Genomic DNA, 15,284 nt, shown 5'->3' with positions numbered 1-15,284 from the left:
TTTTATATGTATTGTTCGTCTATATATATTGATAATACATTTATATTGGATTATTATCTTAATCACACGTTCTACCCTTATATAGGCTTTATAATATTTATCACTTCTATTCGGTCTGTTTCATCGAAATATCATTTAAGACACAGAATGATTTTAACATAAAAACACAGATAAACATAAAAAAGCGCAAGTGCCCTGTTAGCCCGGCAAGTAAAGGATCCAGGGCTGGAGCTGGATTACGCAGAAACACTTTTATACTTTCTGAATAATTTAAAAAACAGGGGATATATATCCCCTGTCATGAAATCTATTCTAATATCTTTATTTTAACTTTCTTTCTTCCCCAGCGATATGCTTCAGACTTTGTTGGGAAGAATACATCAATTTTATATCCTTTAATAGCAGACCCAGTATCGCCTGCAATTGCATATCCATAGCCTTCAACATACACTTTTGTTCCCAAAGGTATAACACTTGGATCAACTGCAATTACCTTCATATTAGGATTTGCTTTTAAATTTATACCCGTACTAGTGATGCCTGAGCATCCATTGCAATAGGCCGTATAAGCTGTCGAGTTTACATAAAACTCCTTAGCAACTTTTCCACTTCCCCTTGATGCAACAGGTTGAGTAGCAACCTTTGTTCCAATTGCCACGACACGGTCCTTACTTTCAGAAAGAGTTTCAGTTTTCACTAATTCTCTAGAAATTTCTTTCCCATTTTCTAGTATGATTTCATAATGCTTGGCAACCTTACCTTTTACACCAGCACTAATCACTTTTTGTTTACCTTTTGTTAAGCCTGAATCATTCTTTGTAACGACAGCATAATCTACGGATTCTTCCACTACATCGGTGACCTTTTCCACTCTCGTTATCTTAACGATAGAGTTAACATCCACCATTGTATCTAGTTCAGGTTCTACTCGATCTAATTCATTTAGCGCGATCTCTTGCTGCTCTAAAAAGTCAGCGACAGTAGTCGAAGTGGTCCATACTTGCTTTTCTTCTCCGCCGACATTAAGGGTTAGTTGAAATGCACTTTCAACTAAAATCTCCATATGTGCCTCGATTGAAGCATTGAGTCCTGGCTCTAGCTTATCATGTTCTGTTACATTGATTTTTTGTGCAGTGAGGAATTCATGAACGGTTTGTGCAGTCGTCCAGATTTCCTTTGAATCATCATTTAATACCAGCTCTACCGGTATTGCAGCTTTCCAAACGATACTCATATCATCTTTTATGACGGTTTCTAAACTTGGTTCAATTACATCTTCATCTCTTAATTCAATTTGTTGCTCTGCCATTAAATCCCCAACAGTGTTCGCATGTGTTTTTACCACTGTCTTTTCCCCATTTAATGTCAAAGTAACAGATTGCTTTGTTCCCTCATATACTACATAGGCTAGAAGGCCTGTAAATAGTAGGAAACTAGTAAGGATGATCGTAAGTCTCTTCTTCGTCATAGATTCGGAAAACAGCATTTTCATGTTTAAGTTCACGATGAAAAACGCCTCCTTCTCTCCTTGAGAGATTATAAAAGAGTTTTAACCGGATTGTCAACTCTTCCTCTTTTTCTGGACCGTAAATCTTATTATACAAAATAGTTTTTGAAAGAAAAGAAAGACTTGTCGACAAGGTTATCCTATGATTCAGGTGAGACATGTAGAACTTTTTTGAATCATTTTATAATAGGACAAGGATAGGAAAATTTCGACAAATTCTATCATCCATTTATGTTGAAAATTTGACGAGCATTGTCGTACGTTTTTTGGACTACTTCGTCATAAGTTAATTCTTTTAATTTTGCTATTTCCTCTGCCACTAACGAAACATAGCTTGGCTCGTTCCGTTTTCCGCGGTATGGATGTGGTGCTAAATACGGACAGTCTGTTTCAATTAGTAAATAGTCTAGAGGAATTTCCTTTGCTACTTCTTTTGGCTTTTTTGCATTCTTGAAAGTGACTGGACCACCTAACGAGATATAAAAATTCATGTCTACACATTGTTTAGCCACTTCAACACTTCCACTGAAGCAGTGCATAATCCCGCCAACTTCAGCTGCACCTTCCTCACGCAAAATATCGACTATATCTTGAGTAGCTTCACGATTATGGATAATGATCGGTAATTTCACTTTTTTGGCTAGACGAATTTGCTTTCTAAATACATCTTGCTGAATTTCTTTTGGGGATTTGTCCCAATAATAGTCTAAGCCCATTTCACCTAACGCTACTACCTTTGGATGCTCTGTCCATGCTTCAATCCATTCCAAATCTTCTTCGGTCATATCAATTGCATCGACTGGATGCCAACCAACAGACGCATATAAGAAATCATAGGATTCTGCTAACTGTATTGCACGATTAATAGTGGGACGATCAAAGCCAACCACCACCATATTTGTAACACCTTTATCGATCGCACGCTGGATTACAGCCTCTAGGTCTTCCTTAAATTGATCTGCATTTAAGTGTACATGTGTATCGAATAACATAGACAAACTCCTTTTCACATTCTAACATAGATTTTAATGTCATAACTTACACTTTCATAACAATTATATTACAAAAAATAATGCGTTCTATTGATGAAAAACACGTAAAATGAGTTCTACCAAGTAAGGATATTGATAAAACCACGCTCGAAAACGGCAATGTTTCACATTTAATCACAATAATTTACCATTACAAAACAATAGGTGTTCAAGCCTGAACACCTACCGCAAAGCTTACTATTTATTTCACTTTTGCTCCATTTACGAGAGTAGAATCAACAGTTGCTAATGATAATACTCCGTCTTTTTCACCGGCTAATATCATTCCTTGTGATAATTCTCCTCGTAACGTTACTGGCTTTAGATTTGTGACACAAATCACTTTTCTTCCGACTAGCTCCTCAGGTTTGTAATACTTCGCAATGCCTGAGACAACTTGTCTCTTCTCATATCCGAGATCTAATTGAATTTTTAATAATTTATCTGCTTTTTTGACAGGTTCAGCAGCCAAAATCTCCGCGACTCTTAATTCTACTTTCATAAAATCATCAATTGTAATCTCTTCATTCAAGTCATCCGGTTTTGACTCGACTTCTTCAATAGGAGCCTTCCCTTGCATTTTTTCCTTGATATACTCTACCTCTTCTTTGACATCAAGTCTTGGGAAAATGGGTTGACCCGGTTGAACCTTCGTTCCTTCTGGAATGTTCCCATATTCAAGAAGGCTATTCCAACTTGTGATATTCAATTCATTAATCCCTAGCTGCTCCCAAACCTGACCTGGTGTTTTCGTCAAGAAAGGTTGGAGCATAATAGAGGTTTGTCTTAAAGACTCCACAAGGTGTGACATGACTGACCCTAACATTTCACGAGAAGATTCATCTTTTGCTAATACCCATGGTTGTGTCTCATCAATGTACTTGTTTGTTCTAGAAACTAACTGCCAAATGGAGGTTAGTGCAACGGAAAACTGCATATCCTCCATCGCTGTCTCTACTTTTTCTCTAGTTTCTTTCATCATGTCCTCAAGAATTCCGTCAAATTCACTTTGAACACCACTATAGGTAGGAATAATTCCATCAAAGTATTTTTGAATCATGGCAATTGTTCGGTTTAATAAATTTCCTAAGTCATTTGCTAAATCGAAATTCATTCTTTCAATAAAGCCTTCCGGAGTAAATACTCCGTCAGATCCAAATGGAACCTCACGTAATAAATAATAACGAAGGGCATCTAATCCATACCGATCAATGAGAGTAACTGGATCCACCACATTTCCCTTTGATTTGGACATTTTTCCATCCTTCATTAGTAACCATCCATGTGCGAATACCTTTTTAGGTAATGGGAGATCTAATGCCATCAACATAATCGGCCAATAGATAGTGTGGAATCTAACAATTTCTTTACCTACAAGATGGACATCCGCAGGCCAATACTTTTGATACTTACTATCATCGTCCATACCAAATCCTAGTGCTGTTATATAGTTTGATAGTGCATCAATCCAAACATAAATAACATGTTTTGGATCCCCTGGGACCTTAACTCCCCAGTCAAAAGTTGTTCTTGAAACAGCCAAATCCTCGAGGCCCGGTTTAATAAAATTATTAATCATTTCATTTTTTCTTGACTCCGGCTGAATAAAAGATGGATTATCATTGTAATATTGCAGTAGTCTGTCAACATACTTACTCATTTTAAAGAAGTATGATTCTTCTTTTACCTTTTCAACTGCTCGATTACAATCAGGACAATTTCCATCCGATAATTGCCTTTCTGTGTAGAAGGACTCACATGGAGTACAGTACCATCCTTCATATTGATCTAAATAAATGTCTCCTTGCTCGACAAGTCTTGCAAAGATCTTTTCAACAACCTCTTTATGGCGATCCTCTGTTGTACGAATAAAATCATCATATGTAATTTCTAACTTATCCCATAATTCTTTAATGCTGACAACAATCTCATCCACATAGGCTTGAGGTGTAACTCCTTTTTCTTCTGCGTTACGTTGAATTTTCTGACCATGCTCATCTGTACCGGTTAAGTAATGAACATCATAACCTCTTAGTCTTTTGTATCTAGCCAAAGCATCCCCAGCTACTGTTGTATATGCATGTCCAATATGTAACTTTCCACTTGGATAATATATAGGGGTTGTAATATAAAAGGTCTTATTATTTGTCATCCATTTGTCCTCCTAAACCGTATCAACTGATATCTTCTATATCATATCTTATCAGAACTAGTCATAACAAAAAATATCTTTCCAAAAGTTTAAAAATGATCTCCTTCTTTCCATATATCCACAACTATTTCTAATCCAAACAAAAAATATACATTTTAAAAAAAGTCTTAATAAGAGGATTAACTTCTTCCAATTAGGGTATTAGACAATTAATGGAATAGGTAAATTTATGAAAAGTGAAATTTTTGTCGAAAAAAGATTGCAGTTTGTCGAATTTGCATTATAATAATTTGTAAGAATGATTCTTATTTAATTTAAAGGTTATACTCGATTAACAAGTTAAACGTTGATATTTCAGTCTTTCAAAAAAAATTATCATTTTTTTACATATAAAAGATTGACGCTTTTGGGAATGACTGGTATTATGAGATTTATAGGAAATGTCGAATAATGACGAATTATAAGGAAAAATGCTATATTTTGCGAGAGGGGAATATTTAAATGAAATCTACAGGTATTGTAAGAAAAGTTGATGAGCTAGGTCGTGTGGTAATTCCAATAGAGTTAAGACGTACTTTAGGTATTGCTGAAAAAGATGCGCTAGAAATTTATGTTGATGATGAGCGTATTATTCTAAAAAAGTATAAGCCTAACATGACATGTCAAGTAACAGGTGAAGTGAGCGACAGCAACATCTCATTAGCTGGCGGAAAAATCATTTTAAGCCGTGAAGGTGCTGAACAAATTCTCAGCGAGATTCAAGGCAATCTTACAGCAAAATAATAAATTTGTTTCAAAAAAGCTAAACAATCACCAAGTCTAATGACACTGGCGATTGTTTAGCTTTTTTAAAGATGTATTATACACTTTGTATTTTTTTGCAAAAACACTTCTGTAATCAGTAGAAAGTGTACGATTTATTGAATATGATATACGTCATAAACTTCTCGCTTTGGTAATTTTCGATCCAAGGCAACTTGCTTAATTGCTTCCTTTGATGACATATCCTTATCGTTTATGTAATATTCGATATGCTCTGTAATAGAGAATGTCTCCCACCATTGTTCTTCCTTAACTAACTCTTCTTCAGAAGCGCCTTCTACAATAATGCAGCATTCGCCTCTTATTTCTTTTTCCATAATCCACTCACTTACATCTATCAAGGAACCTCTAATAAATTCTTCAAACTTTTTTGTCAGTTCTCGGCTAATAACAACTTGGCGGTCACCTAAACTGTCTCTTAGAAAAAAGATGGTTTCCTTCAAACGATGAGGAGATTCATAAAAAACCATTGTTGCTTGTATTTTTTTTAATTCAAGAGCAACTTCCTTTTTCTCTTTTTTTTGTCTTGGTAAAAATCCATAAAAGTAAAACGGTTGTGGTGGTAAACCAGATGCAATTAACGCTGTCACTGCAGCATTAGCCCCTGGCAATGGAATAACTGGAAATCGATGCTCCAAAGCTAAACACACCAGCTCATACCCTGGATCTGAAATAGATGGCATACCAGCATCGCTTACTAATGCAACAGTTTTACCAGATTTTAAATCATCTAAAAGCCGATTCCCGCTCTTCTCTTTGTTGTGCTCATGATAACTAGTAACAGGAGTTGTTATTTCAAAATAATTACATAGCTTCCTTGTAACACGGGTATCTTCTGCCGCAATCACATCTGCTTCTTTTAAAATTCGAATGGCTCTAATTGTCATATCCTCTAAATTTCCAATCGGAGTTGGAACGAGATACAAGGCACCAGCGGTATTAGGTTGAAAGCTTTTCTGTTCCCACATTTTCAACACCTCTTTCCTGTAAGAATATTTCTTTTTGCTTCCGTTTTAGCTGCTTAAATTGATATTCAGCCCGCATTGCGTCACTTTTTTGGTCGTACACCTCTGAATATAGTAGGATTACAGGAGTACGTACTCTTGTATATTTAGCCCCTTTTCCATCATTATGTACTTGTATTCGTCGTTCTAACTGATTCGTATATCCTCCATAAAAGCTACCATCATTGCAAAGTACTACATAAAAGTAATGACTAGGAGTTTCCATAAAGTATTTGATGTAGCTCCTTTGTATAATCACCTTGGTCGTTATAAACAATAAGCGGAGGAAGAATCTTAAGATCTGGACTCCCATCTTTAATTCCTTCAATCAGGATTGTATTTGCTTCTTTTCCTAGCTTTGGATAAACAAATTGTAAGCGTTTCGGTTCTAATCGATACTTTCTCATTAACGTCACAATATCTAATAATCGTCCAGGTCTATGAACAAATGCTACTTTTCCTCCAGCCCGAACTAATTGGCTACTTACTCGAACAACATCCTCTAATGTACAATATATCTCATGTCTTGCAATCGCTAAATGTTGATTCTTGTTAATCTCTGCATCAGAAGGCGTAGGAAAGTAAGGAGGATTGCAAGTAACAATATCAAACTTGCCATGTCCTAATTGCATCGGAATATCCTTAATATCACCATGAATCATTTGTATTCGATTTTCAAGCTGGTTGTATTGAATACTTCTTTTGGCCATATTATAGATTCGTTCTTGTATTTCTACCCCTGTAATATTTCCCTTTGTTCGTTGACTTAATAATAAAGGTATTACACCATTCCCTGTACATAAATCAATTAAGTTTCCCTTTTGAATTGGAACATAAACAAAACGAGCTAGTAATACGGTGTCTAAAGAAAAGGCAAATACAGATGGACTTTGAATAATACGAAGCTCTTCCGCCAGTAAATAATCGAGTCTCTCATCATCATATAATTCAATCATAATAAAAGTTCCTTTCTTCGCTTATAAATCTTTTGGATAAAGTGAGTATGTAATTCATATAATAAATACACTTGTAAGGAAAATAGCCTTCCCTATACGAGGAAAGGCCATACATCCATTACTTTTTATTTAGGAAGGACAAACAAAATAGACAATCGCCTTCTTTTCGAATACTTCCATAGTGTACATTGCAAATGTGAAAACCTTCTTGATAGATACGAGCTAAATTATCATAGCCTTCACCAATATCAACCGTTTTTAAATCGATTTCTTTTACTTGAGCTTCATGCTCCGTATTATTCTTTTCTTCCTCTTCCACAGTCAACTCAAGACGTTTCCGTAAATGTTCATTTTCAATTTTGATATGATTGTTCTCCTCTAGCAGTTCAGCTAAATGCTGTTTGAGCTCACCAAGCTGTTTATATAAATGGCCGATTTGTTCTTCCATACTACTTACCGAGTCGAAAATTTCTTTTTTATCCAATTGCTCCACCCCATTAGTCTGTAGCTTGGATAGAAACGGCTCCTTCTTTAATAAGCTCATCGAGCGTATAGTCTACTATACTTTCTCGGTCATTTAGTTCAACTTGAATGATGCGTTCTAAGATGTTTAACCCGATTACTTTTCCCATGCCTTCTGGAGTTTCAATTGCTTCTCCAATATCAGGCAACGCTTCAATTGCTGTTTCATATTCATCGTTTTCGTACTTTAAGCAGCACATCAAACGACCGCATAACCCCGAAATCTTGGAAGGGTTTAATGACAGGTTTTGATCCTTAGCCATTTTAATTGAAACGGGTTCAAAGTCACCTAAAAATGTTGAACAACAGAGCATTCTTCCACAAGGACCTATGCCACCAAGCATTTTCGCTTCATCTCTTACACCGATTTGGCGTAATTCTATTCTCGTACGGAATATTGCAGCTAAATCTTTGACTAGTTCACGAAAATCAACTCGTCCATCTGCTGTGAAGTAAAAAATTACTTTATTACGATCAAACGTGTATTCTACATCAACTAACTTCATGTCTAGCCCATGTTCAGTAACCTTTTCGAGACATACTTCATATGCTTCTTGAGCTGCTATTTTATTTTCATCAACAGATAGCTTGTCTTTCGGGTCAGCTATACGAATTACCTTCTTAAGAGGTAGTACAACATCATGCTCTTCGACTTTCTTATTACTTATGACTACTTTGCCATATTCAATACCTCGAGCCGTTTCGACAATTACGAATTCTTCATTCGGAATCTTAAACTCGCCCGGGTCAAAATAATATATCTTACCCGCTTTTTTAAAGCGAACTCCTACAACATCATACAAGCTAGGATCCCTCCTGCAATTTGAGTACTAATTGTTCCATTAGTAGCTGTGATTGAACATTAGCACTAAGCCGTTTTTTTGCCTCTAATATTGCGGTCATATCCTCCATGACGCGCATTTGTGACAATTGAAGGGCACGCTGCTTGAGCTGATCGATTTGATCACTAAAAACAACCGTCTGCTCATCTCCAATTAATACTGATAATAAATCTCTATAATAAACTAGCAATAGTTCTAATCCTATTTCAACTTGCTCTCTATCTCCAAATTGTGACGTCCATTTTTCTTGTATAAAGAAAAATGATTGTTGGGATTTCGAGTTTAGAACTTCACATAATTGTAACACTACTTTTCGTGCCTCTGCAAACCATTCTTCTTCTGCAAGAATCTTAGCTTGCTCGAGACTATTTGTTAATTGTGCAATTAGCTGGGCAAGGATTGGTTTAATCCCCATTTCGATTAACTGCTTCGCAAAAGCTGCCTTTGGTAATGCCTTAAAGGATAAAGTTTGGCATCGTGAAATAATCGTATCTAGCATCTGATTCTGTTGTTCTGTCATCAGGATGGCAGTCGTTTGCGAATTCGGTTCTTCGAGAAATTTTAATAGACTATTCGATGCATTCGCTGTCATTTTATCCGAATGATTAATCATGTAAAACTTTCGTTTCGATTCAACACCAGTTTTGGAAAATTCCTCTTGCAAATGTTGAATTTGTTGCTTTTTAATAGATTGCCCATCTGGTTCAATTACATGGACGTCAGGATGATTCCCCGAATCTATTCTTCTACAATTTATACAAGAATGACAAGGATTATAATCATCTGCCAAATCTTTACAATATAACGTTTTGGCTAATAGCTTTGCACACTCTAACTTTCCCGTTCCTTTTTCACCCTCAAATAAATAGGCGTGAGCTACTCGATCCTTTTTCAAACTATTCGTCAACATTTTTATGACGATTGGCTGTCTAATCGCAAATTCATCCCACGTCCTACTCATGACTATCACTCTCTTACGTATATAAATTGATGAGGAGTCCTTTTACTTCCCCAATTTTCCCAAGTATATCAATGGATTTTTTTTCTTGCTTCATCACTTCATCCGTTAATTCAACAAGCTTTTGATCCACTTGTTCTACTATTTTTAACGTGCGACTGTGCCCGCTTGATGTCCAACTGTGCGATTGCTTCAAACTCATTCCAAAATCAACAGCTTGTTTAACAAACTTTTTCACTAGACTCTTGTACCGAGCTAAGTCTTTAAAGTTTTGTGACCTTAATAAACGATCACCTTGACTCTCAATATCGCTCATTAATCTTTGGAGTTGCTCGACATGAAGTTTATTCTCTTGTTTTTGAACAAGTTCTCCAAACTGAGAATTTCCTACTGATAGAGAACTTGGATTTTGGCGGTTATTTTCAACCTTCAGACGGAAATCATGGTTAATTTTCATTCTAAGCCCCCACTAAAATTGGTGAAATTCTTCTACTGGTACCACGAAAACAGTAGCACCACCAACTTCAACTTCCACAGGATAGGGAACATAGGAATCAGCATTGCCCCCCATAGGCGAAACTGGTGCAACTAGCTGATCACGGTGCTTACAATTTTCTTTTATAATCTCAAGTGCTTTTGGGACACGGATATCCTCGGTTCCTATTAAAAAAGTAGTATTACCTGATTTCAAAAACCCACCAGTGCTTGCAAGTTTTGTCGCACGGAAATTAGACTCTACTAATGCATTAGATAAGCGATTACTATCTTTATCCTGAACAACAGCCATTATGAGTTTCACTATAATGGACCTCCTTTATTTTATCATGTTTTCTTATAGTATTCATTTTTTGAAAAATGGTAATTGTTTCGTGTCAATATCATCTTGTCCCTTTATTATAAAACATTTCTGAATATATCTAAAATGTTTTTCCAAAGTAAGAACAAAAGGTGAAAGCGCCCTAGTTTGACCTACTATTACAGACGTCCTGTCGGCAACGGACAAACCCTGCCTATCCTGTACTCTCACGACATTTGACCTCTATTGGCTGGGCACTGGAGCCAGATTACTAAAGAACATCGTAATAAGATAGAATTTTGCTCTCTTTATCAAAAAAAACGACAAGTACCTTAACTACCTGTCGCTAATCTTATTTATCGTATATTGCACCTCATTCATTGCTTCATCATACACTTCCTGAATCGTCTTCGATGCGTCTATTTTTACAATCCGATCTGGATACCGTTGCATTAATTGATGATATCCTTCTCGTACCTTTTCATGAAACTCAGCTTTTTCTAAATCTAATCGGTTAATTTCTCTCTCTTCATTTAAGCTAATCCGGTTTAGGCCTTCTTTAGGATCAATGTCGAAATATAGAGTTTTTGTAGGCATAAGCCCATTTATCGCAAAATCATTGATCGTTAATACCTCTTCCACTCCTAATCCTCTCGCAAACCCTTGATAAGCTAATGAACTGTCTAGAAAGCGATCACACAGTACGATCATCCCTTTTTCAATTGCCGGTATGACCTTTTCTACTAGGTGTTGCCTTCTAGCGGCTGCGTATAATAAGGCCTCTGTTCTACTATCCATCTCTATGTTTTCTGGATTCAGAATAATTGATCTTATTTGTTCTGCAATTCGAATCCCACCTGGTTCTCTCGTATATACTACTTCTTTCCCTTCGTTTGCCAACCTTTCGAGTACCATTTTTATAATGGTTGTTTTCCCAGCCCCTTCTGGACCTTCAACTGTCAGAAAAATCCCTCTCATTATTAACTCTCCTCTTGTTCCTCAAAGATGAACATGTTGTTATCGGGATCAAACCCTTGAATTTTTGCTCCCATCCTTTTTAGTAACATGATATATTCTATACTCTCTCTCTTTACAATCTCACCCTTTATTAATACCGGGATACCCGGTGGATAAGGAGTTACCGCTTGAGCAGCTAGTCTACCTTCACAATCTGCAATATTCATTTTTCTCGTCTTATATCTTTTTAATTCCAAATATGAGTATGGAAATTCAGATGAAAGTGTAAGATTCTTAATATCTCTAACGTACTTTTCCCTACTATCCACTGGATGAAAGTATGATAAAGCATCCTTTATATTTTGGAGCTGATACGAGTAATCAAATACTCCTAAGGGTAAAATTAGTAAAATGTTGAACGGGTCAGATAATTCAACATATAAGCCCTTTTCTTCAAAAATGGTCTGTAATTCATAACCAGATAACTGGCAAGTACTTTGAACCGTTATCTTTAAAGGATCTTGCATAAGATTTCCATCATTCGCGTATACCAACTTAAGCTGTGGTATATGGTCAATTTGATTTGTAAAATTTTTAATTGATTGATGGATATTTTCCCTTTCATTCTCCATTATATTTGCAACATAATACCTTGCTAGGTCAAGTGATGCCATAATGGGATATGACGGACTACTTGATTGTAGTGCTCGTAAATAAAATTGTAGCTTTTCCAAAGATACGTATGAACTTTGAAAATGTAAATATGAGCCCATTGTCATTGCTGGTAACGTTTTATGAGCTGACTGAATGACGATATCTGCACCCACCTGTATAGCTGAAGGAGGAAACGGAGATCCAATTCCAAAATGGGCACCGTGTGCTTCATCAACTAGGACAGGAATATGATAGTCATGAGCAATTGAAATAAGGGACTCTAAATTCCTTGTATGACCGTAATAGTTAGGGTTCGTTAAAATAAGTGCTTTTCCCTTTGGATAACGAGAGAATGCTTGTATTACAGTTTCATCGTCAAGATATGTAGCAACATTTAGTTCAGATTCAAATTCAGGCGTAAGAAAGACGGGCCTTGCCCCTACGATTTCTAATGCATTCATAATTGATTTATGGCAGTTTCTTTGGACAAAGACAATATCATTCGCTTCACAAACAGATAAAACCATTGCTAAATTACCGACTGTAGAACCATTTACTAAAAAGAAGGACCTTTCAGAGTCATACAGGTTAGACAGTAATTTCTCAGCCTCATAAATGGGTCCAGATGGATCATGTAAATCATCCAATCCTGTAAGTTCTGTTACATCTATTGAAAGTATCTTTTCATAGTAGCTCTGTCCAATTTCAGGAAAAAACCTTCCATACTTATGCCCGGGTACATGAAATGAGGTAGGCTGCTGATTATGATGACTTATTAATGCACTCAATAATGGCGTTGATTTTTGATTCATTTGTATCCCTCATCTATTATCTTCCTATGTATTATACCAAACTATATCAAAGAAATTAGACAAAAAAAAATCCCCTGATGGGATTATTACGAATAAATTGGTGGTTTAGTAATTTTTCTCATTTGCTGTAAATAAAACTTATAGTTGGGATGGCTTGTTTGAGTATGAATGATTTCCTGTTCACATTCTACACATAAAAAAGATGTGTATAAGTGGATCCCTTTTTCTTTTACTTGCTCACATATTAAACACGTTTCCCCGTAGTTTTCTCTAATAAATAGTGTACTCAATTTCTCCACCTCCTACTAAACAGCTTTCCCAATTGTAAGAAAAGTATACACAATTAAAAATTTACTTAATTTTTCAGCTTCTAATCAGTATATGCTGACATTTCTTACTAGGTGTCTGTCTGTGCAGAGTCTCGCCTGAAACAAAAAGAAGAGCCATCAATGAGCCCTTTCTTTTATGAATATCGCTTAATCACATCGAATAGTTTAGCCTTCATAGACGGGATATCTTGAGTTGTTATCGATAAACGAACATTACTTTCGTCCATTTCTAATGCTTCTGCAAATAGACTTGAAAGTCCTTTAGCTTTACGATCAATCTGCATGAGTACATCCAACGCTGATTCTGTTTTTGGTAGGAATACAATTTCTAACTCATCAAGTTTACCTCGGAATTCTCCACTAGTCGGAATAAACTCAAACTCTTGAACAAAAGGAAGCTTTCCTCTTAAATATCTTGGTGCTTCAATACATTCCGCTTCTCTTAGTTTAAATCCCAAATCCTGGGCAGCTTGAAATACAGATTGCACAAGTGGAGAAGGCTCAACCGTTATAAAATCTTTATCTGTTGGATCAATCGCATTTTTTATATCTAATCCTGTGTGTATCCAAACTCTCGTTTTTCCAATCGTAATCGGTGTATCAAAGGGAAGAGAAAACGAAAATGGCACTTCTCTTTTTTCATTCGGTGCGATTGTTAACTTTTCCAACACTCTAAATTTTCCAATGACACTTGTTTGTGTATACTTTTTGTCATCTGCTTCTTTTATATAGGTTGTTACTACAGATAAATAGATCTCATCAATCGGTTGTTCTACATTTCCACCAGAGATTTCAATTACTCCCTTTACTTCCTCACCGATCATAAACTTGTCATTATGTAATTTTGTATCAACTTTTGCAGCACCTAAACCTAAACTTGCTAGCGCTTTATTAAAAAATGACATATTATTTCCTCCTTTTTATTGGTAGAAGTCAAATAATTAATATTCACCTAATCATTATTATATTTCGATTCTGTAAGGAAGAATCCTTTTTTCTTTGTAATTTAACACGAAATCTTCTATACGTTTGAAATTGTAGTAAGTATGGATGATAACCGATAGTGAGAATGAGAACGAGGAGAGTATATTTTTTGTATGTTGGATAAGGGGATTAGAACTTCGACTTTACTTGCTACTTCTTAGCTATTTTTTGCTTATATAGGCTCTGATTTACCTTGCCAATTACTAATTTACTCCTCTCTTTTGTGCCTCGCTTTACTTTCCTTGTTTTGTCTTTTACTTACCTCGTTTGCTTTTTTACTTACCTCTCTTTCGATTTTACTTACCTCTGGCTTGCTTTACTTTCCTCGTTTTGTCTTTTACTTACCTCGTTTACCTTTTTACTTACCTCTTCTTCGATTTTACTTACCTCTGCCTCGCTTTATTTTCCTCGTTTTGTCTTTTACTTACCTCGTTTACCTTTTTACTTACCTCTTCTTCGATTTTACTTACCTCTGCCTCGCTTTACTTTCCTCATTTTGTCTTTTACTTACCTCGTTTACCTTTTTACTTACCTCTTCTTCGATTTTACTTACCTCTGCCTCGCTTTACTTTCCTCGTTTTGTCTTTTACTTACCTCGTTTGCCTTTTTACTTACCTCTTCTTCGATTTTACTTACCTCTGCCTCCCTTTACTTTCCTCGTTTTGTCTTTTACTTACCTCGTTTACCTTTTTACTTACCTCTTCTTCGATTTTACTTACCTCTGCCTCCCTTTACTTTCCTCGTTTGCTTTTTTACTTACCTCTACTTATATTCAATTATTTTGAAATGACCCAATCATTGCTACAGCAACTATTTCTATATCGTATAAAAAACTTGCACCACTTGTTTAAGAATTCAATTCAAACAAAAAAAAGAGCAGCCTCATCAGCTGCTCTTTCTCTTCTTGCATGGCGACGTCCTACTCTCACAGGGGCAATGCCCCAACTACCATCGGCGC

General features: G+C 36.0%; 16 protein-coding genes. 1 reads left to right on the top strand and 15 read right to left on the bottom strand.

What is annotated here, in order from left to right; genetic code table 11:
- Positions 1-307: 307 nt before the first annotated feature.
- The 3 genes from ACFSCX_RS09965 to metG all read right to left on the bottom strand — a co-directional run bounded on the left by ACFSCX_RS09965 (position 308) and on the right by metG (position 4,690).
- Positions 308-1,507, bottom strand: coding sequence for a ubiquitin-like domain-containing protein (locus ACFSCX_RS09965; RefSeq protein WP_377928119.1), 1,200 nt, complete (start codon positions 1,505-1,507; stop codon positions 308-310).
- Between the two features lie 221 nt (positions 1,508-1,728).
- Positions 1,729-2,499, bottom strand: a complete 771-nt coding sequence (locus tag ACFSCX_RS09960; protein ID WP_377928071.1) for a TatD family hydrolase — start codon at positions 2,497-2,499, stop codon at positions 1,729-1,731.
- A 241-nt stretch (positions 2,500-2,740) separates the two neighbouring features.
- Positions 2,741-4,690: a methionine--tRNA ligase gene (metG, locus tag ACFSCX_RS09955; protein ID WP_377928070.1), complete on the bottom strand. Its 1,950-nt coding sequence runs from the start codon at positions 4,688-4,690 to the stop codon at positions 2,741-2,743.
- A 501-nt stretch (positions 4,691-5,191) separates the two neighbouring features.
- On the opposite strand from metG, the gene ACFSCX_RS09950 reads away from it, so the two are divergent.
- A complete protein-coding gene (locus ACFSCX_RS09950) occupies positions 5,192-5,473 on the top strand; it encodes an AbrB/MazE/SpoVT family DNA-binding domain-containing protein (RefSeq protein ID WP_377928068.1) in 282 nt (93 codons plus the stop codon).
- A gap of 134 nt (positions 5,474-5,607) precedes the next feature.
- Here ACFSCX_RS09950 and rsmI read toward each other — a convergent pair whose 3' ends face one another.
- From rsmI to ACFSCX_RS09890, 12 genes are all read right to left on the bottom strand, one after another.
- A complete protein-coding gene (gene rsmI, locus ACFSCX_RS09945) occupies positions 5,608-6,480 on the bottom strand; it encodes a 16S rRNA (cytidine(1402)-2'-O)-methyltransferase (protein ID WP_377928067.1) in 873 nt (290 codons plus the stop codon).
- Positions 6,452-6,742, bottom strand: a complete 291-nt coding sequence (locus ACFSCX_RS09940) for a GIY-YIG nuclease family protein (RefSeq protein WP_377928066.1) — start codon at positions 6,740-6,742, stop codon at positions 6,452-6,454. The genes rsmI and ACFSCX_RS09940 overlap by 29 nt, the downstream gene beginning before the upstream one ends.
- Positions 6,729-7,472 (bottom strand): tRNA1(Val) (adenine(37)-N6)-methyltransferase, encoded by a 744-nt coding sequence (locus ACFSCX_RS09935; protein WP_377928065.1) that lies wholly within the window; start codon positions 7,470-7,472, stop codon positions 6,729-6,731. The genes ACFSCX_RS09940 and ACFSCX_RS09935 overlap by 14 nt, the downstream gene beginning before the upstream one ends.
- A gap of 118 nt (positions 7,473-7,590) precedes the next feature.
- A complete protein-coding gene (gene yabA, locus ACFSCX_RS09930; protein ID WP_377928064.1) occupies positions 7,591-7,956 on the bottom strand; it encodes a DNA replication initiation control protein YabA in 366 nt (121 codons plus the stop codon).
- A 13-nt stretch (positions 7,957-7,969) separates the two neighbouring features.
- Positions 7,970-8,797 (bottom strand): PSP1 domain-containing protein, encoded by an 828-nt coding sequence (locus ACFSCX_RS09925; RefSeq protein ID WP_377928063.1) that lies wholly within the window; start codon positions 8,795-8,797, stop codon positions 7,970-7,972.
- 1 nt (position 8,798) lies between these two features.
- Entirely contained in the window at positions 8,799-9,797 is a 999-nt protein-coding gene (holB, locus tag ACFSCX_RS09920) for a DNA polymerase III subunit delta' (RefSeq protein ID WP_377928062.1), read from the bottom strand.
- 13 nt (positions 9,798-9,810) lie between these two features.
- Positions 9,811-10,251: a YaaR family protein gene (locus tag ACFSCX_RS09915; RefSeq protein ID WP_377928061.1), complete on the bottom strand. Its 441-nt coding sequence runs from the start codon at positions 10,249-10,251 to the stop codon at positions 9,811-9,813.
- A gap of 12 nt (positions 10,252-10,263) precedes the next feature.
- A complete protein-coding gene (locus ACFSCX_RS09910) occupies positions 10,264-10,593 on the bottom strand; it encodes a cyclic-di-AMP receptor (RefSeq protein ID WP_377928060.1) in 330 nt (109 codons plus the stop codon).
- A gap of 333 nt (positions 10,594-10,926) precedes the next feature.
- The gene (gene tmk, locus ACFSCX_RS09905) at positions 10,927-11,568 is read right to left on the bottom strand and encodes a dTMP kinase (protein ID WP_377928059.1); all 642 of its coding nucleotides are present in this window, start codon (positions 11,566-11,568) and stop codon (positions 10,927-10,929) included.
- A 2-nt stretch (positions 11,569-11,570) separates the two neighbouring features.
- Positions 11,571-13,013 (bottom strand): aminotransferase class I/II-fold pyridoxal phosphate-dependent enzyme, encoded by a 1,443-nt coding sequence (locus ACFSCX_RS09900; protein WP_377928058.1) that lies wholly within the window; start codon positions 13,011-13,013, stop codon positions 11,571-11,573.
- 86 nt (positions 13,014-13,099) lie between these two features.
- A complete protein-coding gene (locus ACFSCX_RS09895) occupies positions 13,100-13,312 on the bottom strand; it encodes a sigma factor G inhibitor Gin (protein ID WP_377928057.1) in 213 nt (70 codons plus the stop codon).
- A 164-nt stretch (positions 13,313-13,476) separates the two neighbouring features.
- Entirely contained in the window at positions 13,477-14,247 is a 771-nt protein-coding gene (locus ACFSCX_RS09890; protein WP_377928056.1) for a sporulation protein, read from the bottom strand.
- Between the last annotated feature and the right edge of the window lie 1,037 nt (positions 14,248-15,284).

The sequence above is a fragment of the Bacillus salitolerans genome (assembly GCF_042680805.1).
Lineage (GTDB): Bacteria > Bacillota > Bacilli > Bacillales > SA4 > Bacillus_CJ > Bacillus_CJ salitolerans.
This window is presented reverse-complemented; position numbering and strand designations above follow the sequence as displayed.

Excerpts from the sequence above, each read along its gene's own strand:
- ACFSCX_RS09960 (WP_377928071.1), bottom strand. The coding sequence starts at position 2,499 with ATGTTATTCGATACACATGTACACTTAAATGCAGATCAATTTAAGGAA.
- metG (WP_377928070.1), bottom strand. The coding sequence starts at position 4,690 with ATGACAAATAATAAGACCTTTTATATTACAACCCCTATATATTATCCA.
- ACFSCX_RS09950 (WP_377928068.1), top strand. The coding sequence starts at position 5,192 with ATGAAATCTACAGGTATTGTAAGAAAAGTTGATGAGCTAGGTCGTGTG.
- rsmI (WP_377928067.1), bottom strand. The coding sequence starts at position 6,480 with ATGTGGGAACAGAAAAGCTTTCAACCTAATACCGCTGGTGCCTTGTAT.
- ACFSCX_RS09940 (WP_377928066.1), bottom strand. The coding sequence starts at position 6,742 with ATGGAAACTCCTAGTCATTACTTTTATGTAGTACTTTGCAATGATGGT.
- ACFSCX_RS09935 (WP_377928065.1), bottom strand. The coding sequence starts at position 7,472 with ATGATTGAATTATATGATGATGAGAGACTCGATTATTTACTGGCGGAA.
- holB (WP_377928062.1), bottom strand. The coding sequence starts at position 9,797 with ATGAGTAGGACGTGGGATGAATTTGCGATTAGACAGCCAATCGTCATA.
- ACFSCX_RS09915 (WP_377928061.1), bottom strand. The coding sequence starts at position 10,251 with ATGAAAATTAACCATGATTTCCGTCTGAAGGTTGAAAATAACCGCCAA.
- tmk (WP_377928059.1), bottom strand. The coding sequence starts at position 11,568 with ATGAGAGGGATTTTTCTGACAGTTGAAGGTCCAGAAGGGGCTGGGAAA.
- ACFSCX_RS09900 (WP_377928058.1), bottom strand. The coding sequence starts at position 13,013 with ATGAATCAAAAATCAACGCCATTATTGAGTGCATTAATAAGTCATCAT.
- ACFSCX_RS09890 (WP_377928056.1), bottom strand. The coding sequence starts at position 14,247 with ATGTCATTTTTTAATAAAGCGCTAGCAAGTTTAGGTTTAGGTGCTGCA.